The organism is Vibrio gazogenes (assembly GCF_023920225.1).
Classification (GTDB): Bacteria; Pseudomonadota; Gammaproteobacteria; order Enterobacterales; family Vibrionaceae; genus Vibrio; species Vibrio gazogenes.
On the sequence record NZ_CP092587.1, the window covers coordinates 1611934 to 1637881 of the forward strand.

19 protein-coding genes and 2 pseudogenes are annotated in these 25948 nt (G+C 39.8%); 11 read left to right on the forward strand and 10 right to left on the reverse strand.

The window, feature by feature from the left end:
• Positions 1 to 19: 19 nt before the first annotated feature.
• Positions 20 to 261, reverse strand: a pseudogene (locus MKS89_RS07290) (integrase core domain-containing protein); the annotation flags it as partial.
• Between the two features lie 188 nt (positions 262 to 449).
• On the opposite strand from MKS89_RS07290, the gene MKS89_RS07295 reads away from it, so the two are divergent.
• The 4 genes from MKS89_RS07295 to MKS89_RS07310 are packed head-to-tail and all read left to right on the forward strand — an operon-like array spanning position 450 to position 6150.
• Positions 450 to 2627, forward strand: a complete 2178-nt coding sequence (locus MKS89_RS07295) for an iron-containing redox enzyme family protein (protein WP_083571253.1) — start codon at positions 450 to 452, stop codon at positions 2625 to 2627.
• Between the two features lie 10 nt (positions 2628 to 2637).
• Positions 2638 to 3252: a LysE family translocator gene (locus MKS89_RS07300; protein WP_072957342.1), complete on the forward strand. Its 615-nt coding sequence runs from the start codon at positions 2638 to 2640 to the stop codon at positions 3250 to 3252.
• Positions 3249 to 5081: a carbamoyltransferase family protein gene (locus tag MKS89_RS07305; RefSeq protein WP_072957344.1), complete on the forward strand. Its 1833-nt coding sequence runs from the start codon at positions 3249 to 3251 to the stop codon at positions 5079 to 5081. The genes MKS89_RS07300 and MKS89_RS07305 overlap by 4 nt, the downstream gene beginning before the upstream one ends.
• Entirely contained in the window at positions 5068 to 6150 is a 1083-nt protein-coding gene (locus MKS89_RS07310; RefSeq protein WP_072957347.1) for a G-D-S-L family lipolytic protein, read from the forward strand. Before MKS89_RS07305 ends, MKS89_RS07310 begins: the two co-directional genes overlap by 14 nt.
• 183 nt (positions 6151 to 6333) lie before the next feature.
• Here the strand turns inward: MKS89_RS07310 and MKS89_RS07315 are convergent, their stop codons facing one another.
• Both MKS89_RS07315 and MKS89_RS07320 read right to left on the reverse strand, forming a co-directional pair.
• The gene (locus tag MKS89_RS07315) at positions 6334 to 6948 is read right to left on the reverse strand and encodes a 3'-5' exonuclease (protein WP_072957349.1); all 615 of its coding nucleotides are present in this window, start codon (positions 6946 to 6948) and stop codon (positions 6334 to 6336) included.
• Between the two features lie 284 nt (positions 6949 to 7232).
• Entirely contained in the window at positions 7233 to 8228 is a 996-nt protein-coding gene (locus MKS89_RS07320; RefSeq protein WP_072957353.1) for a C-terminal binding protein, read from the reverse strand.
• A 257-nt stretch (positions 8229 to 8485) separates the two neighbouring features.
• Here MKS89_RS07320 and MKS89_RS07325 point away from each other — a divergent pair, with 257 nt between their 5' ends.
• Positions 8486 to 9646 carry a Glu/Leu/Phe/Val family dehydrogenase gene (locus tag MKS89_RS07325; RefSeq protein ID WP_072957356.1) on the forward strand — a complete coding sequence of 387 codons (1161 nt, stop codon included), beginning with the start codon at positions 8486 to 8488 and terminating at the stop codon, positions 9644 to 9646.
• A 63-nt stretch (positions 9647 to 9709) separates the two neighbouring features.
• Positions 9710 to 10963 (forward strand): MFS transporter, encoded by a 1254-nt coding sequence (locus tag MKS89_RS07330; protein WP_077316315.1) that lies wholly within the window; start codon positions 9710 to 9712, stop codon positions 10961 to 10963.
• A gap of 53 nt (positions 10964 to 11016) precedes the next feature.
• Here the strand turns inward: MKS89_RS07330 and MKS89_RS07335 are convergent, their stop codons facing one another.
• Positions 11017 to 11634: a TetR/AcrR family transcriptional regulator gene (locus MKS89_RS07335; protein WP_072957358.1), complete on the reverse strand. Its 618-nt coding sequence runs from the start codon at positions 11632 to 11634 to the stop codon at positions 11017 to 11019.
• A 218-nt stretch (positions 11635 to 11852) separates the two neighbouring features.
• Between MKS89_RS07335 and MKS89_RS07340 the strand changes: the two are divergent.
• Positions 11853 to 12653 (forward strand): annotated as a pseudogene (locus MKS89_RS07340) (transposase).
• Between the two features lie 152 nt (positions 12654 to 12805).
• Here MKS89_RS07340 and MKS89_RS07345 read toward each other — a convergent pair.
• The 5 genes from MKS89_RS07345 to MKS89_RS07365 are packed head-to-tail and all read right to left on the reverse strand — an operon-like array spanning position 12806 to position 18304.
• Positions 12806 to 13987, reverse strand: a complete 1182-nt coding sequence (locus MKS89_RS07345; RefSeq protein WP_072957363.1) for an ATP-grasp domain-containing protein — start codon at positions 13985 to 13987, stop codon at positions 12806 to 12808.
• Positions 13980 to 15164 carry an MFS transporter gene (locus MKS89_RS07350; protein ID WP_072957366.1) on the reverse strand — a complete coding sequence of 395 codons (1185 nt, stop codon included), beginning with the start codon at positions 15162 to 15164 and terminating at the stop codon, positions 13980 to 13982. Before MKS89_RS07350 ends, MKS89_RS07345 begins: the two co-directional genes overlap by 8 nt.
• A gap of 4 nt (positions 15165 to 15168) precedes the next feature.
• Positions 15169 to 16371: an ATP-grasp domain-containing protein gene (locus MKS89_RS07355; protein WP_072957367.1), complete on the reverse strand. Its 1203-nt coding sequence runs from the start codon at positions 16369 to 16371 to the stop codon at positions 15169 to 15171.
• Entirely contained in the window at positions 16368 to 17405 is a 1038-nt protein-coding gene (locus MKS89_RS07360; RefSeq protein WP_077316317.1) for a pyridoxal-phosphate dependent enzyme, read from the reverse strand. The genes MKS89_RS07355 and MKS89_RS07360 overlap by 4 nt, the downstream gene beginning before the upstream one ends.
• Positions 17405 to 18304 carry a GHMP family kinase ATP-binding protein gene (locus MKS89_RS07365; RefSeq protein WP_072957372.1) on the reverse strand — a complete coding sequence of 300 codons (900 nt, stop codon included), beginning with the start codon at positions 18302 to 18304 and terminating at the stop codon, positions 17405 to 17407. Before MKS89_RS07365 ends, MKS89_RS07360 begins: the two co-directional genes overlap by 1 nt.
• Positions 18305 to 18680: 376 nt before the next feature.
• On the opposite strand from MKS89_RS07365, the gene MKS89_RS07370 reads away from it, so the two are divergent.
• Entirely contained in the window at positions 18681 to 19376 is a 696-nt protein-coding gene (locus tag MKS89_RS07370; RefSeq protein ID WP_072957375.1) for an aspartate/glutamate racemase family protein, read from the forward strand.
• Between the two features lie 243 nt (positions 19377 to 19619).
• Here the strand turns inward: MKS89_RS07370 and MKS89_RS07375 are convergent, their stop codons facing one another.
• A complete protein-coding gene (locus MKS89_RS07375; RefSeq protein ID WP_072957377.1) occupies positions 19620 to 21068 on the reverse strand; it encodes a DUF2867 domain-containing protein in 1449 nt (482 codons plus the stop codon).
• Between the two features lie 225 nt (positions 21069 to 21293).
• Between MKS89_RS07375 and MKS89_RS07380 the strand changes: the two genes are divergently transcribed.
• The 3 genes from MKS89_RS07380 (at position 21294) to MKS89_RS07390 (ending at position 25846) form a co-directional block, all read left to right on the forward strand.
• Positions 21294 to 22661 (forward strand): MATE family efflux transporter, encoded by a 1368-nt coding sequence (locus tag MKS89_RS07380; RefSeq protein ID WP_072957380.1) that lies wholly within the window; start codon positions 21294 to 21296, stop codon positions 22659 to 22661.
• A 79-nt stretch (positions 22662 to 22740) separates the two neighbouring features.
• Positions 22741 to 23412: an ABC transporter ATP-binding protein gene (locus tag MKS89_RS07385; RefSeq protein ID WP_072957383.1), complete on the forward strand. Its 672-nt coding sequence runs from the start codon at positions 22741 to 22743 to the stop codon at positions 23410 to 23412.
• A complete protein-coding gene (locus MKS89_RS07390; protein ID WP_072957385.1) occupies positions 23393 to 25846 on the forward strand; it encodes an ABC transporter permease in 2454 nt (817 codons plus the stop codon). The genes MKS89_RS07385 and MKS89_RS07390 overlap by 20 nt, the downstream gene beginning before the upstream one ends.
• The last annotated feature ends 102 nt before the right edge of the window (positions 25847 to 25948 follow it).

Genomic DNA, 25948 nt, shown 5'->3' on the forward strand with positions numbered 1-25948 from the left:
ATTCCTGTTTTTATAGAGGTCAACTAAAACCGGACACGCGCCAAGCCCGATTCTCGGCAATGCAGGTGGAACGCCATCATTATGTTGATGAGGTCGTTGCCAGTTGTAATAGTCCATCAGGTAATAACTGATATTTTGTTTTGCTTCCCGAACCGATGAGTAACCCATTTCTGGTATCCATTCCGATTTTAAACTGCGGAACAACCGTTCCATTGGTGCATTGTCCCAACAGATCCTTCGGCGACTCATGTTTTGTTGGATCTGATATTGCCAGTCTTGTTCTGAATTTTTTATTTAATATCATATGGTTAAGTCTAAATTGAAAGCATTAAGCACATATTGGATGTTAATCTTTCGTACTTTAAAGGGATGAAATTGTTGTAAAAGTGTCACATTTGAGTAGAATAACTTTAATATGAATCTAGTTAATGTAAATCAAGGTGTATATAGTGGGGTCTTCACTGAATCGTCAATCTCGGCACAAACCTTCATTTCTTCCCGTTCCTCAACATGTTATCGGAAATGTTGAAATAAATGCTAGGCAATGGTTTCGTCTGCTAATTGAACATGAAACAGCATATCCTTACATGGAAAATATATGGCAAGATCTCCATGAAGCATTTTCTGAAATCGATAAGTTAAAGCAAAACAATGATGTTTCAAACTGGTTAGATAAATTTAATTTAGCTTTGTATTTAGATTCAAATGATGAATCACCGTTTACGGTTCAACAAATAGACTTTGTTTTTAAGCAGTATTCACCATTATTTAAAGTTATCGGCTCTTGGTTATGTGGTATCACTTCAATTCCTTATGTATGGAAAGAAGACAGTGCTTATCTTTTAAAACAGCATATTCAGATGATGGGAAGCGGGAACTATCAACATAGTATTACAAGAGCATTTGAATCATCAGCACTGCGAATGGATGTAAAAATCCCAGAAGAGTGCAATTTTTATTTCTTCAATGATGATACGATTTCCGGTTACTCATTTGTCCTTCCTGCTTATCTTATGAAAGTTGCCATGTTTCCGAGCTTTTTTTACGAAGAAACACTTGGCGTTAATTTGGCCATGGTTCATTATCTTGAAAAACTGAGTCATCTTTCCATCCTCTGTAATAATCTATTGAATGGCCTCGAAATCGCTCCTTTATTGAAAAATGCTCTTTCTGCTATTGAAAGCTATTTAGATCAGCAAACTGATAGAGATACACACCGTATTTGGAATGGTTATGAACGGACTATCCAATTAATCGACTCCTTTGAACAAAATCTACGCGTCGACTTGTATGATAATACTTATTTTAATAACGATGCCCAGATGATACGCCTCCTGAATAAAATTGGCAGATATGGTTATGGTTATCATAAAAGAGGAAGTTTGCAAGGATGCCCTATTGATTGTTTTCTCAATCCTGAATCCTTTAACCCTGAACAACTACTAGATGCATTGAAAGACTCGAAATACATACGTAAGGGGCAACAGGATAGAAGTGCCTTGGTTCATATGTTTACCAATGTGAACGGTGCTATGTATGGTATTTGTACTGAGGACGATATTCAGATCATCCGCAAGTGGATTTCTGGATTGAACCAAAATGAAGAAATTCCAGAGAAACGTCACAACGTCGGTTCAATAAGCAACTTGAACGGTGTATCTCAACTAAGAGGCATTAACCCGTCAGTTCTAGAGCAGGCAAGACTCGATACTTATGGCAAATATGCACACATCAGTTTACAAGATTTATATGTTCAGTTATTACAGGTAGAACAAAACCCTGATATTTTGCCTATTGCATTTAACTATGCACAAAAATGGTTGAAGAGTCATCAGAACGCACAAGTGGTGCAAGAAAGTATACCGTTTTCTGTATATCACCACGCAGACTTGTCCTTATGGTTTGAAAATCAGCATAGAAAGCAGGTGGATAGCTATCGACCTTTGACTGAAGAACCGGAAGAGAGTCGTGATGAAGTCATTGAAGATGCAATCAGACTAGCTCCATTAACATTGATTGATGGGGCATGGTTGCGGTTAGTGTCGATCCCATCGCTAATTAGCACGCATATAGGTTACCTGCATTACAAAACGCTCATCGATGAACTTGGACAGGGCGATACACATGTTCATCATGGAAATGTTTACCGTAAATTACTAGATAGTATGGGGGTCAAGGTTCCATCACTCGATAATCTTAATACAACTTCACTGAAATTATTCGATGATGATGACTTTCTTGTCCCTGTCTACTGGTTATCGATTTCCCTATTTCCAAAATATTTTTTTCCCGAAATATTGGGGCTGAATTTAGCGATGGAGCTTTCCGGTGTCGGGGGAGAATACCGACGATCCAGCGATGTTCTTCGCTACTATGGTTTTGATTCACTATTTACCGATTTACATAATACCGTGGATAACGTTGTTACTGGACACTCTGCTTGGGCTTTAGAAGCAATCAAGGAGTACTTAGATGATATTTTTCAAAAAGGAGGAGAAGCAGAAAGACAAAAGCATTGGGAACGTATATGGCTGGGTTACTGTTCATTGAACATCCCTAAAAAACTCAGCTTTATGCAAAAGGCTCACTATTCAATCAAGCGTTTTTTTTATTCAACCAACTCATGACGAACTAATTATGAACGACGGTATAGTTTATTTCCTCATCTCTGTATTAATTATAAATTTATCACCGGGTCCAGCTATGTTATATGTGATGAACCAATCTTTAATTCATGGGTTCAAAACTGGAATCAAAGCAGCTGCTGGAGTCGAAGTAGGGGTCTTCTTTTATGTTTTATTAACAGCATTAGGACTTGTGGTAGTTTTTCAAAAAGTACCTATTCTTTATGAAATCATGCAAATATGTGGTGCAATTTACCTTTTATATTTGGCTTATTCTTCTTGGCCTCGACATAACCAAGAGCAAGGTGGTGCGAATGGTACTAAAGAAAATCAAGCAAATATGGTTTTTAGAAAAGGTGTTCTGATTAATATCACGAATCCTAAAATAGGGCTTTTCTTTTTGAGCCTCCTCCCTCAATTTGTTCCTAATAATTCTGAAAGTGCATGGATGTATTTTTTAGCCTATGGGTTAATTTTTAATCTGGGTGGAATTATTGTAAATACCACGGTTGGTCTAACTGCTCAATCGATGAAATCGGTTCTTAGTCGCCTATCGTGGTTTGACTATGTTCCTCCAATTTTGTTTTTCTTAATTGCCGTATCAACATTTATGAGGGAAATTGTATGAGTTATATTCTCGGTATCTCTTGTTTCTATCATGATAGTGCAGTTGCACTTCTGAAAGATGGTGAAATCGCTTTTGCTTTACAAGAAGAACGATATTCTCGAATAAAGCAAGATAAGAATTTTCCTCAGAATGCATTAAAGGCATGCTTATCAGCGGAGAAGATAAGTATTTCTGACATCTCCTGTATTACTTATTATGAAGATCCAGAGCTGAAATTTGAACGCATATGTCAAACTTATAAAAATAATTTCCCTAAAGGTTCAGTGAGTTTTGCAAAAAACTATAAATATTTTATGGAAAAGAAGAACATCAAAGAGATTCTTCACAAAGAACTATCTGAACTGTTTCCTGATGAGAACATACCTCAAATCGTTTTTAGTCAGCACCATTTTAGTCATGCTGCATCTGCATTTTATACGTCCCCTTATGAACGAGCTGCTATTTTGTGTATTGACGGCGTAGGTGAGTGGGACACAACGACCGCATGGCTTGGCTCAGGTAACCAGATAGAAAGTATTTTTAATATTGCATTTCCTCATTCTTTAGGACTTCTATACTCAGCATTTACTTACTATTGTGGGTTTAAAGTCGACTCTGGAGAATATAAGTTGATGGGGTTGGCACCTTACGGTAACCCTTGTTATGTCGATCTCATCTATGACAATTTACTTCATCTCGAAGAAGATGGTTCATTCACCTTAAATCGTACCTTCTTCGATTATGAAGTCGGGGACTGTATGATCAGCGACAAATTCGAGAAGCTGTTTTCAGGTCCAGCCCGTGAGCCTGAATCACCAATCACCCAGAAGATTATGGACATTGCTGCTTCGATTCAGGTGATAACAGAGGAAGTCGTCTTTGGGCTGGCGCGAAAAGTGAAATCAATGACTCAGGCGGATTCACTCTGCCTTGCCGGTGGAGTCGCCTTAAACTGTGTCTCCAACGGGAAGTTGCTTCAATCGGGACTCTTCAAACATATCTACGTTCAGCCGGCTTCAGGAGATGCTGGAGGCGCTCTTGGTGCCGCTCTTAATTATCATTATGCTATCGCCAATAATTCAAGGCTCACAGATGGTGTCACTGATCGCATGAACGGCGGTTACTTGGGGATTGAATATAACGATGAGCAAATTCTGAGTTTTCTTCAGGATGTGAATGCAGATTATGAGTATCATGATACAGCGACACTCCTCAAAAAAACTTCACAATGTCTCGCTGACAATAAAGTTGTCGGATGGTTTCAGGGAAGAATGGAATTCGGTCCTAGAGCCTTGGGATGCCGTTCAATTCTAGGTAATCCTCAATCGCCAGAGATGCAACGTACGATGAACCTTAAGATTAAAAACAGAGAATCTTTTCGTCCATTTGCTCCGGCTATTTTAGCAGAGCACGTCGATACGTGGTTTGATATTACAGCACCATCGCCATACATGTTGATGGTGGCCCCGGTAAAATCTAATCAAAGACTGATCACGAGAGACGATGAGTCAATTGATGGCCTTGATAAATTGAAAATCACACGCTCCACCATCCCTGCGGTGACACATGTAGATTATTCTGCGCGAATTCAGACTGTTGATGGTCAATACAATCCTCTGTTTCGTTCGTTAATTGAAGCATTTGATCAAATCACTCATTGTCCGATTTTGATCAATACGTCCTTCAATGTTCGCGGTGAGCCTATTGTTGAAAGTCCTATGGATGCTTATCGTTGTTTTATGCGTACGGAAATGGATTACCTCGTCATAGGTCACTACTTGTTATCGAAAGAAAAACAGCCTCGCTGGTTTGAAGAAGTCAATTGGAAAGAAGTATATGTCCTCGATTAATAAGAAGCATCTCAGTCATAAAGATGCAATACAAGAAGTATATAAATATACACCACAGATTCGGGATTATGACCGTTTCATGCATGTCGGAGCCACTTGGGTTCCTTATGTCATGTATTTCCACGAAAAAAACTTCCGGTCGGAAACTATTAATACTGATTCACTCGGGTTTCGTTATAGTGTTCATCAATCAACACGTTATTCCGTTGATTCTATTCCAAAAAATAAAAAAGTAAATTTGTTAGTTGGAGGTTCTACCGCTTTAGGCGTGGGTGCAACTTCTGATGAATATTCAGTTGCATCTTATTTATCTGATATAACTGGAGAAGTATGGCTTAATTTCTCTGGTCGAGGTTTCAACTCAACACAAGAATTATTACTATATATAGTGAACCAGACAAAGTTTTATGATATTGGTCAAGTTATTGTTTTTAGTGGCATGAATACACTCGCACTAGAAGGAATACCAGATGAATATGCAAGTGAATATGGTCGTTACTACTATTCCTATGAATTTCAACATTATATGAATAAATTCAATGAGGATATGAAACGTAAGAAAGACTCGTTTGATGACGGAAATAAAGTGTCAATAATTAAACGAATCAAAGATCATTTGGCTACTTCTAATCCAGCGGATAAAATTATTGATGATAGTCATGTTTCATTGGATGAAAGGATCATTCGAGCCGCTGAAACGATTACAACAGCACTGCATCAGTGGAAACTATTACTCGCTGAGTATTCTGCATCCGTCTCATTCGTTTTACAGCCACTTTCCCATTGGTGTAAAGACCAGCTGACGGCTGATGAAGAAGCCGTTTTCCATGCGATAGAAAGTTGCCCTAACAACTTTTATCGCCTATTTAGTGGTGTCTTAGGCAAAGAAGTTCATCAACCTTTCTTTGAAAATATTAAAAGAAAAGCAGGTGATATTAAGTGTTTTGATATGAATGAAATGCTGAAGACTTCTCCAGTTTTTGATCAAACATTATTTGTTGACAGAGTTCACTTCAATGATTTGGGTAACCGTCAATTAGCTGAAATAATCGCTCGTCAAGTTATATAGTGAGGACTTATTATGAGATTTTTAAAAAAAATATTTAGTGTTTTTAGCCGTAAGAAAAAGAAGAAAAGAAATAACTCAATTTATCCTTTAAGATAATTGCTCAGTTTAGGGAAAGTGGACAGTTCACTCTTAAAGCGGTGAACAACGCTTTATACGACTTCACGTCGCACGTCCAATAGTGAATTAAACACGGCTTTTCGCCAGTAGTCGGTTTACTTTCCCTTTTGCTGTTTTACTAACGGTTTGCATAAAGTGAAAACTTGGATTGGTGATTCCTGACAGCTCCAAATCTTCGATCATATGAAGCCAAAGTTTGGCTGTCATTTGTGCATCGGCTAATGCTCGGTGAAAAACACCGTCGTTATCGATGTTTTTGTAGCGAACAAGTTCACCTAGTTTGTATGACGGTGCATCTTGAATCAGTCTTCTTGCCACCAGTAAGGAGCAAACGAACGTTCCTGCATAACCGCGGTTGATCCTTTCAAGCTCTGCGTCCAGAAATCGTTTATCGAACGAAGCGTTGTGAGCGATAAGGTTCTCATCGGCAATGAATTCACTAAACGATATCATTACCTCATCGCAGCTTGGCGCTTTACGTAACATGTTATTGGTGATGCCGGTATAATTTTCAATGAATGGGCTTACTCTGAAGCCCGGATTCATTAATTGTTGAAAACTATCGACAACCTCACCATCGACTAATTTCACCGCGCCGATTTCAATTGCGCGGTCACCAAGGTTAGGAGAGAGACCCGTGGTTTCAAAGTCGAGTATGACAACGGAATTGGCTTGAGGCATGACGTTTTCCAACTAAACACGAATGTGCAAGAGTATCGTCGAAGGTGATAGAAAAATAAAGGCCATTAGGGCGCTGTATCGTTTTTCTATACCTGAGATTGTTGTTATGCCGAGTTTTCATTCAAACGCTACTGAGGTTCTAGCACATTTTACGGTCGAGAACAGTCCTGCTCAATCAGCGAGGAACCTACTTTTTTTCGTGACCGGAAACAAAGAGGCAATGCATTTTTTCGCTCATTATCCATGCAAGAATGGAATCTGGTTGTCGGGTTAGACAGTAAAACTCACTTTAATATTTCAGGGTTAATCAGTCTGAACATTTTATCATAATTACCATTCACATAATTAATAACATTATCACAAGCTATTCTCTGACATTCAAGAATAGATGTTTCAGAATAAAACGCACTATGTGGCGTTATGATTACATTATCACGATTAACTAGTGGGTGATTATCTAGATTCGGTGATTCAGAAACTAATACATCAAGGCCTGCTCCTTTTATTAACTCTTTATCTAGCGCGTCAACTAAATCATCTTCGTTAATTAACGCACCTCTAGATACATTAATGATATATGGTCTTTTAGACATTTTTTTAAATTTTTCCATATTAAAAAATCCGACATTCTCATTCGTTAGTAACATATTAATGCTAATGTTATCGGATTCTGATAATACGTCATCAATTGGCAGTAATTCTACGTTACATTCATTCGCAACTTCCTCGGAAATAAAGGGATCATATGCAATCACTTTAATTCCAAAAGATTGCGCTTTTTTCGCCACCGAGCGTCCAATTTTTCCAAGACCAAAAATACCTAATGTGGAACCATCAAGTCGGATCAAATTGTTAGTTGTGCCATAATCAAATATACCTTTTGCGTCGACATCATTTGTATAATGTTTTAACTTTCTATTTAGCGCAAGCAGTAATGACATAACATGTTCCGACACTTCTTGGGTACAATATTCTTGATTGACGGCAACGCCGATATGCGAACGACTTGCTTGCTGAATATCGATGAAATTAAAACCTGTAGCCATTATAGAAATTATCTTTAGATGATTCAGACTTTGTATTATTTCTTTGTCGATCTCTAAATAACCTGTTATTAATGCATCAGCATCATTTAATATATCAATGAATTCCTTATTGTTTCCATTATATTCATAAACAATAATTTCAGTGTTAGTTCCTAAAGTGTCTCTTAAGTAAGAAATAGCATAATTAATATCAAAATTTAATGATGATTTATAATCTGATATGACAATTTTCAAAATTAACCCTTATTCGTTATGTTTAAAATTAAATGTTAACAATATACGTAACTATACGATCGTATGATTAGAATATCAATATATTTTCCATCAGAAAAATGCCCCATTTAGGTGACCCAAAATGGTTCAATGCACCAAAATAATTAAAGTTTAAATTCTGTTAAAATAAAATGAAAATCACTATTGAACGATCGTATGATTGTGTTGTAGTCTCAATACGAACTCGTGGTTTTTTTATAAAATAAGGACATATTAAAATGACTAAGCCGTATATTTTAGTAGAGTGGAATGACACGGAAACGGATGCCAAAGGATGGCTTTGCGCATATAACTTCGTTAATAATTATTGTGGTGGCGGTACACGTATGCACCCAACGGTTACTGCAGAAGAAGTCGTGCGATTAGCTACCGCTATGGGTTACAAATACAAAGCCTGTGAATCCGTTACTACAGGTGGGTGCAAAGGCGGCATCGCGTATGACTATAAAGCGCCTGATGCAAAGGATGTCCTAAGACGCTATCTCAAGGCAATGAGTCCGTATATTAACAGTGGCGTGTCTATTGGTGGGGATCTAGGCGTCGATTATAACGATGTGTTAGAAATTCTAGATGAAATTGGCATTGGACTTCCGCAAACACAAGCCATGCGTAATGATCCATTACAACAGCAACGAATCAAAGACCATGATGATGTTTGTTCTATGAAATACGATGATTTCTTGATGTACGACATGATTACTGGCTATGGTTGTGCGGCGGCGTTAGACGAAGCATGGAAATTAAAAGGCAATTTACCGGAAGGTACTCGAGTTGTTTTGCAAGGTTTCGGTTGTGCCGGCGCTAGCATGGCAAATTGTCTGGATAATTGGGGCTATAAAGTCGTTGGTATTGCTGATGCGAATTGCTTGGTTACATGTGAAGATGGGCTGAATGTTAAAGAGCTCATCAAAACTCGTAAACCCAAAGGAGAACTTAATCTAGATAGTTTCGAACCTTCATATCGTGTTCACGATAACGTTGAATGGCTCGATATCGACTGCGACATTCTAGTCCCTGCAGCTTTGGAAGACGTTATCAATAAAGATAATGCACACAAGGTAAAAGCATCGTTGGTTGTTGAGGCGGCAAATATCCCCGTAACGCCAGAAGCAGATAAGATTCTTGCTGAAAAAGGCGTCGATATATGCGTTGATTTCATTACTAATATGGGCGGCATACGCATTTATGAAGTCGTAGTATTTGGTCTGGTGAAACCAGAGCCGGAAGCAATTGCTGAAGATACAATGAACATCATTAGACGTCAGACACGTAAAGTATTTGAAGAGGCGTTGACTAGTGGAAAAACAACTAGAGAAGTTGCCAAAGAGCTATTCAAGCCCGAACCATCAACTTTCCCTGATATTCCTGTCGTCAGTTGAATTAATCACGTCTAACACTCTTTGAATTAGACTTTCAATATTTCTTAATAAGGATGGTTGAGAATGATGATGAACAAAACGCTGTATAAATACTTTACGATTTTAGTCTTATCACTTGCCGGAGGAGCAATTTATACGCTTCCGTACCTCAAATATGTATTTTACGATACACAGTTAGAGGTGATGAATATTAGTAATATGCAATCAGGCTTTCTCATTACAATGTATGCTTTGGGCGGTATGTTAACTTATATTCCAGGAGGAATTCTTACAGACAGAATTTCACCGAGAAAAGCGATTAGTTACTCCTTGTTTGGAACTGCCATTCTAGGTGTGATTTACGCCTACACCATGTCATACAGTATGGCTTTGGTTCTCTGGTTCTTGTTTGCGATTACCACCGCATTTGTCTTTTGGACATCGCTATTGAAAGCAATAAGCATGGTCGGTGATAGCAGTGAGCAAGCTCGGTTATATGGTATCTATTATGCCGGTAATGGTTTAGCTGGGGCGGTAATTAATGGATTAGCCTTAAAAGCAGCATCATTTGGCCTAGATCCAAAACAAAGTCTTTTTTATGCAGTCATTGTCATGGCTGGGTGTATTCTATTGTCAGGTGTGCTGGTGTTTGTTGTGCTCAAAGACAAATCTGACGAGACTAATCAAACATCAAGTGATGATAAAATTAATTTTTCTCATGTAAAAGAACTGTTCAAAGACCCAATGCTGTGGTGTTTTTCTATCATCGTATTCACTGGCTACTCGATTTTCAGTAGTACGACTTACTTTAATCCGTACCTAACGAATGTTGTTGGTATATCAGTAGAAGACTCGGGAATGTTCTCTATCATTAGAAGCTATTTATTTTACTTAATTGCTCCTTTTGGTGGTTACTTGGCAGACAAAGTATTTAAGTCAACATCGAAGCTATTTATTGTTTTATTTACGTTGCTAGCGGGCACATTTATTGGTGTGATGTTTTTGCCATCAACAATGAGTGCAACCTTGATTAGTATTTATACGCTACTTCCTGGAGCTTTTGGCCTTATGCTTTACGGTTTAGTTTTCTCTATTGTACGTGAGGCCGGAATTTCGATGAAAGTTGCTGGGACAGCGATTGGTATTGCTTCTATTATCGGCTATACGCCTGACTTATTCCTTTCTTCGATGTTCGGTTATTGGCTCGATATATACGGTAATAGTGGATACAACATGATATTTAGTTTCTTGGGTGGCATGTCTTTGTTAGGTCTAATACTCGCTACTATTCTTGTTAAGAAAAATCAGCTTAATAAAAGGGAACTTGTGACAGCGTAAGTTGAAAGATATTCATAAAAAAGCCATCCGATATAGCGTGGATGGCTTTTATTTTATGAGAATACGCCCAATTTATATGCCTCTAACCACTTCATGAAAATTTTCATTGTATTTTCTGGTGGTAAACATTTTTGCGATAAACAAGTTCTAACCCAAGCACCATCTAACAGTGCGATTAAACTTTGAGCGGCTAAAGATGTATCAGTCATATCAAGACCTTCTTCCTTGTTAATATCAAGCAATAAGTTAATGAGTAAAGTCTCAATTTTATCATTAACATATTCATATGTTTCGGCCATATCCTGAGAATTTCTAATCAGACTCCAAAAGACTAACCATGTTTTCATCAAATCAGGGTCAAGGTTGTCTTCAGAGATATAAGAGCGAAAGAAAATAATCAGCTTTTCTGATGCACTACCTTTATGAGAGTCAATGAGGGCGTTAGTTTGCTCAAAAAATTCCTTCGAAATAGCATCGTAGGCATGAATGACAAGTGAATCGATAGAGCCAAAGTGATGATTGATCATTCCCTGTGACACATTCGCTTCTCGTGTAATTTTACGTACAGATAATCCAGCATAACCATCTAGCTTCAAACAGTTTAAAGTACTTTTAATTAGTGAACTCTTCCGTTCATCTGCGTCATAACGTTCAAATTTCTTTTCTTGCATAGATTAATTCTTACTCATTATCCAGAGAAGGGTTCTCTGGTCGTTAAATCTAGTCATTAGTTGAAAAACTATATCATAAACAGAGCTGTAATGATTTGACCAAATCACTATTGGGTAAATATGGAGGTGAATTGATGTTGTTACATAAATGTCCACTTCCCCTAAACTGAGACAGACTTAATTAGAGTTTTCTGCAATGATGAATACAGGAGACGACTATGAAAAAATCACGATATACAGAATCTCAGATTATCGGCGTACTCAAAGAAGTCGATGCGGGTAGGAAGGTTGAAGAAGTGTGTCGCCAACACGGTATTAGTAGCGCAACTTATTACAACTGGAAGTCCAAATACGGGGGTATGGAAGCCTCTGACGTCAAACGATTGAAAGAGCTTGAAGAAGAAAATGTCAAGCTTAAGAAAATGTTTGTATATATCAGCCTGGAAAATAATGCGATTAAGGAGCTTGTCGCAAAAAAGGGTTGGTGACAACAGAGAAACGAGAGTGCGTCAGCATACTGGTTGATGCGGGGCTAAGTTCGTAAAGGTCTGCCTGTTTGTCGGTATTGGCCGTTCGACCTTCTACCGCCCGGGACGAGATTGGCGCAAAGCAGATGCTGTTGTCATTGACGCAATCAATGCAGTGCTAGAAAAGTCGCCACCGGCGTTTTAGAGCAACTTAAAGCAGAACGCGGATTACCGAATCAGCTGCGCCTAGATAATGGCCCAGAGTTAATATCGACTACTTTGACGGATTGGTGCGAGGCTCATCATATTGAGCTGATATATATCCAGCTTGGCAAGCCCCAACAGAATGGTTTTGTTGAACGCTTCAATGGCTCGTTTCGCAGATAGTTCCTTGATGCGTATTTGTTTGAAAGCATCAGCCAGGTAAGAGATATGGCCTGGCTCTGGCGATTGGATTATAACGAAGAAAGAACCCATGAAAGTCTCGGTAATCAGCCTCCGGCAGCGTACCGAGATAAAATAGAAAACTCTAGTTTAGAACTGTCTCATTAAAGGGGAAGTGGGCATAAAGACGCAAATGTTCGGCGTTTTAGGCACGAAACGGAGACTGAATACTTTTTACCAACTTCTGCATTAATCAGAGCTGGTTCATCAGGTTGGGTAACGCTAAAACTGAGAGCATATAGATCTCAGTTTTATCTAACTTAACTTATATTTATTACAATGGAATCAATGGCCCGTTTACAGTTTTTATCTGCTTCATCAGCATTTAACCCTGTAGCAATGACAAAACCATAGCGGTTAAAAGAGTTAGTTATTGGTTGGACTACATCACCTTCAGATAAGTTCAACTCGATATTTACAACGCCAGGTAAACATCTAGCATTGTGTAATCCAGATATTTTATTTACTACTCCAGATTTGACGCTGAAAAATCGAATCGCAGATCCTATGGTTGACTCATTGAAATTGACCACTGGTTTACACATGCCCAAAGGCCACAATATTGACAGCTCTACAAGATCAACCCCTGTACTTAATTTAACTAAATCAGATATGCGATCTCCACCAATTCTATTATGGGTTTCAATTACAGAAACTTTATTACTCTGTATTTTAATCTCTGTATGTGCAGGGCCATCTTTATACTCTAATGAGTTTAAGAATTTATTAGTAAATTCAATGATTAATTTTTTTTCTTCATCATTAATTCCAGCTGGAACTTTGTGTCCAATTTCAGTGAACTGATTATCATTGATTCCACCTAATACTTCCTTCTCAGTAATAGCAACTACATGATGAACACCGGAGAAAGAAAAGGTCTCTACAGACAACTCTTTACCTTCGATAAAACTCTCCAGAAGCATTTCACCTTCTGTATAGGCACTAGAGATTTCATCTTTACTACTTATCTTGCGAACTCCAACACTTCCCACACCATCTTTGGGCTTAGCAATAAAAGGATAACCATATTTTGAAGAAAAATCAAAGTAGTCATTTATTCTATTAGCCAGATTATAGCCTACAGGGAAATCTGTTACATTATTTGAGCGCATCCGCATCTTAGCCTTGTCTTTCATGGCCATAACGGTTTCTGATTTGGTATGGTGAAGTTCTAGATATTCGGATGCTTTAGCTGCTTGCAGCAACCCACTTTCAGTTAGACTAACAACGGCAGTAATAGGATGCTCATCGTTAATAGAATTGATGATTCGTAATAAAAATTCATCATTTTCATAGTCGAACAAAAAGCAATTCGATAGACGACTAATTAAAGTTGTATCAACTTTATCTGGTTTGTCAATCAAAGTGTAACGTATTTCATTTTTTTCAACACAGTCACACATAGCTCCATGCGCACCAATAAATACAATATGATTAGGCATATGTTAACCTCTTCTGGTACTTGCTTGAAACATAAAAAAATATTGAAATTAGTGCTGATAAAATTGCAGACATTTTCCAAAAATCAAGGTTGGCTATATCAAAATGAAAGTTATAGTAGCTACCTCCAATATAACTACCAATCAGTCCACCGAAAGCACCTGCAAGGCTTAAAATCCCAAAGCTACTAGCAACCAAGTTTTTGTCAATATTTGTTGCATCGTAGTCTAGTCTTATAGAAAATATAATTTCTCCTAAAGTAAATAGCACCACTGCAAACAATAGAAGAGTTAGTGATGTTTCTACTTCAGAAATCACAATAAAGCTAATTAGGAATGTTATACCCCCAATACACAATACTTTTCCCCTATCTTCATGGCATGCCCATTTCGATATAGGTAATTGTAACAAAACAACAGAAATAGCATTAACAATAAACACAAGTGAAGCAGCAGAGTTGTCGAGTGCTTCTTTGGCAAATAAAGGAATTGTAACTTCAAGCTGCATATAAGCAATCATGAATATACACATGATAATACTAATGCTAATCATCTCTCTTCTTTTACATAAAGAGTGAAAATCCTTAAAAGTTAGCTTTGAATCAGATTTTTTTATTTTTGTTGGCTCTATGTAACAATTAAAAAAGAATAATATTGTAAAGATAGCACCAACAGTATTGAATAATATTTCTGGTGATGATTCAAATATAAATAATCCTATTACAGGTCCAACTGCCACACCTACATTAGAACATATCATTCTCAGTGATAATGCATTGACCTTATCTAACTCATCCACCTTACTGACTAATGAAGACTTAGCTGCGGGTAGGTAAATACTACTTCCAAGACCAATTAGAGAACAAGATAAAGTTAATAGATAAAAGTCAACAACGTAACCTAGCATCAAGTAACCAGGAATTCTTACAAGTAAGCCAATTAACATAGTTGACTTTGAACTAAAGGTATCTGAAATTACTCCACCAAGTAGAGAGCCTGCTCTCTGAAACCAAAATGCTATACCTATTATAGTACCTACTTCGACAGTCGTTATTGTATCAATACTGGTTAAGTAAATAGCCAAAAATGGAATTACCATAAATATCCCCACATTACTAAGCAATGTCGTTAGTAAAATGATAAATATTTCTTTATTTATAATGTTCAAGTATTTTTTCATGGCTCTATTCCATTTCGACAATTACTCGATTAGACTCAGCAATTGCATTCAGTAATGCAATTTCAGAAGTTTCTCCTTCAGAGGTTAAGATAGCGACACATGCGCTTTGATCATTTAGCTTAAGTATTTCTTTGCCTCGTTTTGCACAAGGGTAAACTCTACACTTTTCATCATTCACTAGTGTGTCATCAATTCTCTTAAACTTACCAGTTTCTTTTGCGTACAAACAAACTTGCCCAACAGAAGTGTGCTTAGTCAATTCTTCATTTAACAACGCTGGTTTTTGCCCAATTCCCATTTCAATATATGCTGAATAAATATTGCTATTAAAGGCTTTACATAATGATTCTCCAATTTGGACGCCCCCCAAACGAGGGTTAATTTCAATCACTTCCAAGCCATCTGAAGTAACCACAAATTCGGTATGAGCGAAACCATCAGTATATGAGATACTATTAAGAACTTTCTTAATCCAACCTTCTACACTCGCCAGCTCTGTTCCTTCTGTCTCAACAGGTAATGAGATAGCTTTTTCCATAAATAAAGGAACATCAGATAGTATGCGGCTCGATATAGATATAAGTCTGGTTTCACCTGCGTAGCTCAATGTCTCAGCACTATACAAAGTTCCTGTGAAATAGGTTTCTAGTAGTAATTTTTCTGGACTATCTGGATTATCTTTAATATCAGTCAAGAGCATTAGCAGGTTTTGTTTATCTGTTGCTAGCCAAACATTTTTTGAACCAGTTCCAGAAGGATCCTTGACAATTACAGGATACCGAATAGATGTTAGGGTAGACTTGTCTATGCTGTCTACTTCTAACAACATATACTGTCCTGTAGTTAAGTTGTTGTCGATTAGTGTTTTTCTAAGTAAATCCTTGTTACGTGCAATTAGTACTGATTCTGGATTTTGTCCTACTAAACCTAGTCTTTCATTAACTTGAACAGAAACATGAGTCCATGTATCTGTTAGATTTACAACGCCTTTAAGATCATCAAGACTCTTCGCGTAATCAACAATTGAGTCTATATTGAATGTATCAATATCAACTACTGTAAGATGCTCACTTTCAATCTTTGACAACTCATATTCGTAGATGCTTCTATTATATGTTAGAAGGTAAAGATGGATACCTAAATCCTTTGCAGCTTCTGTTAAACGTCCTAGGCCAAAAGTTAACGCTTCAATAAGTATTAAATTCATGATAACACCTCAGTATTTAATTTTTTAAAATTTTCTAAGTTCGATTTCTCATTACGATCCCAATTATACTGAGACCATGGCAATGATAATTCTTGTGCATTATTAATATGTTTTGGTTCAAGTTGATCTAATGGTAAAGCTTCAATGTGACGAGAAAAAACTGATTCAACATATCGATGACCAGTATCTGGAGCAATAACTAAACAAGGAGTGTTAGGATTTTTACGCTGTTCCAATTTACCAACACACCAAGCTGCTCCGGTTGACAACCCAGCGAAAATTGCGTGTTTTTTCATTATGTCTATAGTGCCGCTTAAACTATAATCAAATGAAATCCAATTTATCGAATCATATAAATTATGTTTAACATTTAAAAATTCAATTGCACTTCCAATTCCCGCAATAATAATCTCTGGATCATCAACATGCTCTGCACCGAAAGTAACACTACCAAATGGCTGGACTCCACAGAGCCTTACATTTACACCCAAATCATTCAAACCAGTAACCAACCCACCAGTAGAACATCCTGAACCAACTCCACCAACAACAGTCAAAGTATCAACATTCAATTGTTTTTTAATTACTGTCGCAAATTCTCTATAACCATGATAGTGAATATCATCATGATATTGTTGCATCCAGTAATAATTAGGATTTTTTTCTAGAATATCTTTAACTTTCTCAACTCGGTATTTTTGATCTAACTTCAAACTACCAGCAGATGGTACACCATCAACTTTTGCACCAAGCAATTCAAGTTGCACCCTTATCGAACTATCAACTGTTTTAGATGCAATTATATGACATTTTAAGCCATATTTATGACAAGCTAAAGCTAAAGCATAAGCATAAATCCCACTTGAGCTATCAATAAGAATACTATATTTATTGATCTTTCCAGCATCGAGAAGGTTTCCAACCGCAGAAAGTGTGGAGTATATTTTCATTGACTCAAATCGAGCAACATATAAATTTTCTTCTACTTTAATTATCTGTGGCGTTTTAATAGCTTCTGAGATGTGATCAAACATTATCCAATAATTCCTTTTTCTACTTCTAGACCTGATTCAGAAAATAATTTTGATATATCTTCTTTAATCGAATCTTCTGGTTCCTTACAGAACAATAATCCAATTAAACTTCCAGTATGAGCTACAATCAATCCATCAGATTTAATTTGGTTTAATGATGAATAAAAGTGCCAGAAGTTTTTCTTTGGCATAATACCTTGAGAAAGTAGTGCACTTTTTGTAGAACATTCACATATTTTTTTTAGGTCACCACTCTTAAAAGATGAGTATACATCATCTAATAATATTGAATATTCATTTTTGTTTTCTATGTAATGGTCAATTAATGCATCTTTTGTAGATGTAGTATCAACAACGTTTGATTCAATAGCATAGTAACAATAAATTTTACCTTGAGGTTTATAGATATCAATAATCTGTTGTTTTCGACTAAGGTATAGGCATGGTTGTTCTAAAAAAACCGTATCTGATCTTTCTACCCCACTTAACGAGTTTACAATATCATAGAATGTTAGCTCTTTGTTCATGTGAGAACTGAAACACTTTAGAGCAGCTACTATATCTGATGTCGAACTAGACATTCCAGCTCCAACTTTTAACTCCGATTTGAAGCTCCAATTTCCAGTAGGAGAAGAGATGCCTTTTAGGTGGCAATAATTATCAATAGCACGTTTTACTTTCGTTTTACCTAGCTCTTTTAGATTGCAATCACCTTCACTTTCATTAATGGTAAATGATGCTTTAACATATTTATCAGCAACAGCAGAAATGATGGCAATATCAACTCCCTCTTTTGTAAAGAAAGGCCCTTGGAACAGTTCACCTAGCGTTCCTCTACAGCGCGAACTATAAGTTCTCTCAGATAAATCGGTCTTTCCTATACTGAATGTATTATCCATATGTTAGATATTTCCCTGAAAACATTAAACAGCAAATACTATCCTAGTGTCATTGCAATCAGTATCTATGCATGCACGATCGTTCGCGTAGACTACACGTTTCATTAACATATTGCAACAAATCTCACAAAACCGACAAAAAAGGTTAAATGTATCGATAACTTGTTAATATTAAGTGTAAGTGACTGTAAATAGAGTGTTTTATAAATATTTATCAAAAAAATGGTTGGCGAGTGACTCATAGTTAAGACGATATTCCATATCAGCAAATGTCGTGTATTTTTTAATTTTGTTAAATTGTGCTACACGTTAGGATGCGTAACCCAGTAGTAATGTAAAGCGCAGTGCATAAATAGTAATAATTTAGGGTGTTAAGATGAAAAAGATTGGATTAGTTGGAGGCCTTAGCTGGATATCAACTGCTGAGTATTATCGGTTAATCAATCAAATAGTGAGAGCAACATTAGGAGGATATCATTCAGCTCATATTTTAACCGAAAGCCTTGACGAAAGTAAGTTTTTAGAGGCCGCAGAATCAGACCTATCGCAACAATCGTGTGAGAAAATGATTGTCGATGCCGTTGATATTTTGCTTAGTGGCGGGGCGGAAGTAATAGCATTGTGTGCAAATGGGGTACATAGATTTGAACCAGCCATCAGACAGAAGTGTAATGTATCACTAGTTCATATAGCAGAGGCAACTGCTTCAGCAGTTAGTAAAGCTAATATTAAAAATGTTGGGTTACTTGGTGTTATGAAAACAATGGAAGGTGACTTCTACCCACAAAAACTAAATGAAAAAAATATTGAGGTTTATATTCCAGATTACATTGATAGAGAAACAGTCCATAATAGGATAATTGATGAACTTGTTTTAGGGGAATTTACTGTCGATACTCAAAATTGCTTTATAGATATTTGCAATAGGCTGCATTCGAATGGAGCCGAGGGGATAATCTTTGGGTGTACTGAAATTCCTTTATTGATGAAGGGAGCTGATCAATTACCATTCCCAGTATTTTCTACAACAGAAATACACTGTAGGGCAATTGTAGAAGCAGCAATACAATGAATATATTACAATTGCACCCATGAAAATATATTATAATTTGTCACAAGCTGGAGTGCTGAAGAGACTGTTCATTATCCTGCCTGACTTTCTGCATGAGTAGTTTCTGTAATTATCGCGACGGCGCAGTCGGTCCGGTCCTCGTCCTGACTGTTGTGATGGACCGGAAAAGACAAAGGCCCGTAGATTTCTCTACGAGCTTTCTGGAATTTGTCCCATCGCAGACTTGAATTGGGGACCAATCGATTATGAGCCGCTCGGTATGGTTTTTTGCTCCGCCTTTCGGCAAATTCGTTTTACCATGCCTTTAAAAATAAATAAGTGCGCCGGCATCATCATGAACCAATAGAGCAGGCCATAAAATCCTTGTGGATGCCACCACGCGCGGATGTCTAAGGTGCGGTGGGTGCCGTCATCCGTGATGGAGCATTCCAACCGGCCCAGTCCCGGTGCTTTCATGCCAAATAGCAGGGAGAGAAACTTGCCCGGCTCGCAGCGAATCACTTTCCATGAATCGATATAATCACCGACCTTGAGATGGTCGCCTTGCGGGGCTCTTCTGACGGGTTTGCCGCCGCCGAAAAAGAAGTCTAACCATTCCCGTGTGCGCCATAAGCTGTTGGCGAAAAAATACCCCTCGGGTCGTTGACCAATCCGCTCAATCACCGCCCAGAGTTGTTCGGTTGTCGCGGTGGTCTGAAACGTTGCGCCAGCCTGTTTGGGATAATAGCCATAACCGGGTTGCCAGCGATTGAGTGCGTGTGGGTCGAATCCCCAGACCTGGCTCCGGACAAACCGTCCTTCGTGGGCAATGGTCTGTTGTACTGCGTCACTGTAGTTGAGTAACTTTTGTGGGTAAAGCTGGGTGATTGCACGATTATCAGCCACATAGTCATGAGTCAGGCCTGCCAGCAACGCTTTGCCGATACTACTCGGCACTGAGGTAATCATCCCGAGCCAGTAGGAAGCAATTTTGGGTGTCAGTAAGCGTGTTGACCAGAGACGGAAAGGCTGGTTGGCCATCTGACAAATCGTTTTGAATTGCTCGCGGTAACTGAGTTCCTCGGGGCCGCCGAGCTCAAATAACTGATGTCCGGCCGGGGAGGATTCGGCAAAGCGCAGTAAATAATAATTGAGATTTTCCAGTGCGATAGGGTTGGCTTTTGAATCAACCCATTTGGGCGTGATCAGGATCGGTAAGTTGTAGACAAAATCACGCATAATTTCAAAAGCTGCGGAGCCCGGACCAATCACCACGCCTGCCCGAAGTTCGGTAATCGGGATTGAAAGCTGGCGCAGACATTCTCCGGTCATTTTTCTGGCTTTGAGGTGTTCTGAGTGTCCGGAATCCGGCTGAATGGCACTGAGATAAATAATGTGCTGAATGTGACTATGTTCTGCCGCCTGTCGAAAATTTTCTGCCAACTGTAACTCGTAGTCAAAAAAGTCACCGCCGTAAGCCATGCCATGCACAAGGAAGTAGACCAGTTCAAAATGAGGAATCAATGCTTGTGTCGCAGCGGCATCGGCTAAGTCAAGATACGTGAGCTCAAGGTTAGGATGAGGCTCCAGACGTGCTTTTAATGACTCAACATGACGCGTTGCGGCTGTGACGGTGTAACCTTGTGCCAACAGTTGGGGGACAAGTTGTGAACCGATGTAACCGGATGCGCCGAGGACGAGTACATTTTTCATAAATAATCCATAAGTCGTGGGGGCCGATACGGTGATTCATTCTACTGATATGAATAGCAATTAGCATACGGAATACCTTTCAGGGTATCACTGGCCCGTGTTATACTCACTCGGTTTTTCAGTCTTTCAGTACCCATATTTTCAGTACCTATATTTTCCTGAGTCATGACTGGCTCAGAGTTATCGTCCTGTCACCGGAGTCATAAGCTTTTGTCTAAGATTATCATGATTTTTTCCTCGATCAGGGGCAGTTTTGTACGTCAGTTGATTGCGATTGCTATCCCGATTGCGGTGCAGAATATTTTGTTCTCTAGTCGGGGGCTGGTCGATGTCATCATGCTGGGGCAGCTCGGTGAAGCGGAAATTGCCGCAGTGGGCGTCGCTGCCAGAGCGACATTTGTTTCGACCATTATGTTGGTTGGTGTGACAACCGGCGGGGCTTTGCTCACCGCTCAATATTGGGGGGCTGCGAATCGGCAGGGCGTCCGGGAAAGCACCGCATTGACCTGTTTAGTGTCGATGTTTTTTGCCACTCTCACCGTATTACTGTTTATGTTCTTTTCCGAATCGGTGATGTCGCTGGCGACAGATTCGCCCGATGTGATTCGTTTGGGGAGTGAATATCTTCAGATCACGTCGGTCAGTATGTATGCAGTGGCGCTGGTCAGCAGTATGGCGGTCGGCTTACGTGCGATGCATAAGCCCGCGGTAAGCACCTTTTTTAGTGCGATCGGGATTGGCTCGAATGTGGTGTTGAACTGGGTTTTGATTTTCGGTCATTTCGGGTTACCCGCGATGGGGATTGCGGGTGCTGCCATTGCGACAGTGCTCAGTGGTGTGATCGAAATTGTGACCTTGTATGGGTATCTGTATCGAAAACAGCATTTATTGGCGTTCCGTTGGCCTGATTTGGTGGCAACAATGCATATGCCGAAGGTGAAGCGCTTTTTACAGCTCTCATTGCCGACGACATTTAACTTCCTGATCTGGTCTGGCGGCTTGTTTGCTTATCATGCCATTATGGGTTTGAGTGGGGTGCAAGGGTTGGCTGCGCTGTCGGTGATGACGCCGGTTGAATCGATTTCGCTCAGTTTTATGATCGGCATTTCCAGCGCCGCAGCGGTGCTGGTCGGCAATCAACTGGGTGCCAAAGAATATGAAAAAACCTATGATCAGGCCATTGCATTGACGATACTGTGTGTCTTTGCCAGTATTGTTATCGCTATTTTGTTGTATTTGTTGCAAACGCCTGTGCTCAATGCCTTTTCTGCTTTAACGCCGGAAACGCGTGAGTTGGCTGAAAAGTTTATCGCGATTCTGAGTATTGGTATTGTGTTACGCTCTTTTCCGATGTCTGCGATTGTTGGTGTGTTGCGTGCCGGTGGCGATGTGAAATTCTGTTTATATCAGGATATATGTGCACAATGGGTGATTGGTATTCCGGTCACAGCTATCGTGGCGGTTATGTTTCATGCGCCCCCGGAGTGGGTCTATTTCGCGTTCCTGACGGAGGAATGTGTTAAGTGGATTGGCTCGATTCCACGCATACGGAGTAAGAAATGGATGAGAAATCTGATAGACACGGATGTGTGATTAACACCGCAAACTACTTTCTCCATTATGGTTTTTAGTGTAGATTCACACACCGAGATGTGTGAGGGTGGATCCAAAGATGTTAGAACTGACAGACCTGTGTAAAGGCTATTTAGATGGGGAGGAATTTCACCCTATTTTACAAGGCGCAGAGCTGAAACTGACATCGGGTGAACAGGTCGCATTGATGGGAGAGAGCGGCTCTGGTAAGAGTACACTTTTAAACCTGATCGCAGGGATTGATAAAGTGGACTCCGGAGACATTTGGTTTCCTAATTTCCCGATGCATAACGCTTCAGAACACCATCGTGCGGCTTATCGACGCCATCATATCGGTCACGTTTTCCAACAGTTTAATTTACTTCCGACGCTGAATATTGCTGATAATATTCGTTTTTGTCGTCAATTGCGCCGGCTACCCGAAGATCAAGGTTTGTGGCGTCAGATTCTGTCCGCCCTTGATTTAATGCCTCTGCTCGGGCGCTATCCGGAAGAAGTGTCCGGTGGTCAACAGCAACGTGCTGCGATTGCCAGAGCGCTATATATGGAACCGAAACTGTTGTTGGCTGATGAACCCACCGGAAGTCTGGATGAAAAGAATGCAGAAGCGGTACTTCGGCTACTGACATCTTTATCCCGTAGACTTGAATATACATTGTTGCTTGTCACTCACAGTGAAAAAGTAGCGAGTCATATGGAGCGGAGTGTTCGTCTACAGGGAGGGCAGTTGCATGTTGTGTCCCGTAGTTAAAGCACTGCTGGGTCACTATCGTCGGTCACCATTACAGATTTTACTGGTCTGGCTGGGGCTGACATTAGGCGTTTCTATTCTGATCGGTGTGACAGCGATTACAGAACATGCCCGTAAAAGTTATGCGCATGGTGAAAAGCTGTTTGCGAATCCGCTGCCGTATCACATTCGTCCCCGTTCCCTAGAAAATCAGATTCCATATCAAGTTTATCAACACCTACAACAGGCCGGTTTTCATCAGTGTGTCCCTTTCAGCCGGTTTAAAGCTGAAACGCAGCACGGCGAAACGATGACTGTGATTGGGATCGACCCCGTCAGTATGGCGAATGTTGTCTCCTCAAAGCAGTCGCTCTGGCAACAACCGCTCCTGCCGTTATTGATTGCACCACATTCGGTGATCATCAGTCGTCAGTTTGCCAAGCATGAACGGCTAAAAAATGGCGACTGGATTACATTGTCGTCCGGAGGTCATATCGGCCCGGTGATTGTCGATCAACATGATTGGGTTTATGGGCGCCGCGTGATGACCAACCTGTCATTGGTCCGTGCTTTGACGGGGACCAATTTTCTATCGGTGATTGCTTGTCGGGAAATGCCGAATGAGACGTTACAGCGATTAAAGCAGGTGCTGCCACCGACGTTGTCGATCAATCGACAGTACCGTTCTGATATTGGTTCGCTGACCAAAGCCTTCTTGTTGAACTTAGATGTCATCGGTGGGCTGGCCTTTTTAGTCGGACTTTTTATTTTCTATCAGGCGATATCGCTTTCTTTTATTCAGCGTCAACCGCTGGTGGGCATGATGCGTCAGGCCGGTGTCTCGGGTCTCGAACTGACGAAAGCATTGATGATCGAACTCAGCCTATTGATTCTGCTCTCTTGGATTTCTGGTAACTTTTTGGGACTAGTGCTGGCAGATCGTTTGATTCCATCCGTCTATTCAACCGTGATGAGTGAACCGGAAAGCTTTTTCATCGACTGGAATTGGCATTGGGGTCTATATAGTTTTGTCATGGCAACGCTCGGTGCTTTGGCGGCATGCCTGTGGCCATTGATTCGGCTATTGAAATCGCCTTCCATCCGTTTAACGGCAAAAGTCTCTCTGGTGCGTTTTGCCGGCATCGAGTTTGCCTGTCAGGCCATCGCTGCCGTTTTATTATTTGGCACCGCAATGCTGTTTTATCTGTTTGTACAGCAGCCGTGGGTTGGCTTTGCGGTACCGGCATTGATTTTAATGAGTGTCGGCTTAATGACCCCATTTCTATTTTGGAAAGTGTGTGACTGGCTTTCTTATCGTCTCAAAGATGTCAAACGACGCTGGTTTTTTGCTGATGCAGCCGCAAGCATGGGATATCGCGGTATTGCGACCATGGCATTCTTAATTGCGTTGACTGCCAATATCGGTATTGAAACTTTAGTCGGGAGTTTTCGGGGCACGATGGAACATTGGCTCAATGAAAAATTGGCTGCTGATTTGTATATCTATGCTTCACCATCGTCTCAGGCAGATATGACCCGCTGGCTACGGCAGCAAGATGAGGTGGATTTTGTCTGGAAACGTTGGGAACGTGATATTCCGTCAGAACAAGGTCTTATCCAAGTGGTGAGTACCGGTGTAACGAATATTGAGCTGGGAGCCACGACCATGAAAGTTGCCGTACCGGATTTCTGGGAGTATTTGCACCGAAGCAAGAGTGTATTAATTAGTGAGTCGATGGCGTTGAAACTGAATATTCAACCCGGCGAGCAAATCTCACTACCACCTCCGATGGGAAAAGACTGGTATGTCGCTGGGATCTATTATGACTATGGCAATCCTTTCTATCAGGTCCTTATTTCTGAGTTTGCCTGGCAGCAAATCTTTGCAGCACATGGGGATATTATTCTCAATGTCTTGACGAAAACATCGAGTTTTGACGCTGAAAAGCGTCTCAAGCAGCGACTGCTGAAGACTTTTTATCTGGATAGTGAGCGGGTTTTTAATCACCGGACCGTTCATCAAGCCGTCATGCGTACGTTTGACCGAACTTTTTCCATTGCAGATAAACTCAGTAAAATCACCTTACTGATTGCTGTGTTCGGGATTTTCTTCGCTACTTTCTCCGGTGAGCTGGCGAGGAGAAAGCATCTGACATTGATGCGTTATCTTGGTGTCTCCGGTAAGGAGCTGATTATGATCGGAAGTTTACAACTGTCGACTTTCGGCATTATTTCTCTGTTGATTGCCATCCCACTCGGTATTAGCTTGTCAATCTTGGTAATGGACATGGTCATTCGACAGACATTTGGTTGGTCTGTACAACTCTACTTCACGTATTCCGGTTATTTATCCACAGCACTGTGGTCGATTGCAGCGCTGGTTATTGCCGGGGCACTCCCCGTGGTTAAATTAACTTTGCGTTCTCCGATTCAATCTTTCAGAGATTCTCTATAATCTTTAAGTAGTCATCTTCTTTTCGGTTTTTTGATTCGGTTTTTCCGAAGAAAACTATCATTAGAATCGATTTTTATATATTCCAATTAATTGTTAAAATCG

Coding starts and splice junctions, on each gene's coding strand:
- MKS89_RS07300 (WP_072957342.1), top strand. CDS start 2,638: ATGAACGACGGTATAGTTTATTTCCTCATCTCTGTATTAATTATAAAT.
- MKS89_RS07305 (WP_072957344.1), top strand. CDS start 3,249: ATGAGTTATATTCTCGGTATCTCTTGTTTCTATCATGATAGTGCAGTT.
- MKS89_RS07310 (WP_072957347.1), top strand. CDS start 5,068: ATGTCCTCGATTAATAAGAAGCATCTCAGTCATAAAGATGCAATACAA.
- MKS89_RS07315 (WP_072957349.1), bottom strand. CDS start 6,948: ATGCCTCAAGCCAATTCCGTTGTCATACTCGACTTTGAAACCACGGGT.
- MKS89_RS07325 (WP_072957356.1), top strand. CDS start 8,486: ATGACTAAGCCGTATATTTTAGTAGAGTGGAATGACACGGAAACGGAT.
- MKS89_RS07330 (WP_077316315.1), top strand. CDS start 9,710: ATGATGATGAACAAAACGCTGTATAAATACTTTACGATTTTAGTCTTA.
- MKS89_RS07335 (WP_072957358.1), bottom strand. CDS start 11,634: ATGCAAGAAAAGAAATTTGAACGTTATGACGCAGATGAACGGAAGAGT.
- MKS89_RS07345 (WP_072957363.1), bottom strand. CDS start 13,987: ATGCCTAATCATATTGTATTTATTGGTGCGCATGGAGCTATGTGTGAC.
- MKS89_RS07350 (WP_072957366.1), bottom strand. CDS start 15,164: ATGAAAAAATACTTGAACATTATAAATAAAGAAATATTTATCATTTTA.
- MKS89_RS07355 (WP_072957367.1), bottom strand. CDS start 16,371: ATGAATTTAATACTTATTGAAGCGTTAACTTTTGGCCTAGGACGTTTA.
- MKS89_RS07360 (WP_077316317.1), bottom strand. CDS start 17,405: ATGTTTGATCACATCTCAGAAGCTATTAAAACGCCACAGATAATTAAA.
- MKS89_RS07365 (WP_072957372.1), bottom strand. CDS start 18,304: ATGGATAATACATTCAGTATAGGAAAGACCGATTTATCTGAGAGAACT.
- MKS89_RS07370 (WP_072957375.1), top strand. CDS start 18,681: ATGAAAAAGATTGGATTAGTTGGAGGCCTTAGCTGGATATCAACTGCT.
- MKS89_RS07375 (WP_072957377.1), bottom strand. CDS start 21,068: ATGAAAAATGTACTCGTCCTCGGCGCATCCGGTTACATCGGTTCACAA.
- MKS89_RS07380 (WP_072957380.1), top strand. CDS start 21,294: ATGATTTTTTCCTCGATCAGGGGCAGTTTTGTACGTCAGTTGATTGCG.
- MKS89_RS07385 (WP_072957383.1), top strand. CDS start 22,741: ATGTTAGAACTGACAGACCTGTGTAAAGGCTATTTAGATGGGGAGGAA.
- MKS89_RS07390 (WP_072957385.1), top strand. CDS start 23,393: ATGTTGTGTCCCGTAGTTAAAGCACTGCTGGGTCACTATCGTCGGTCA.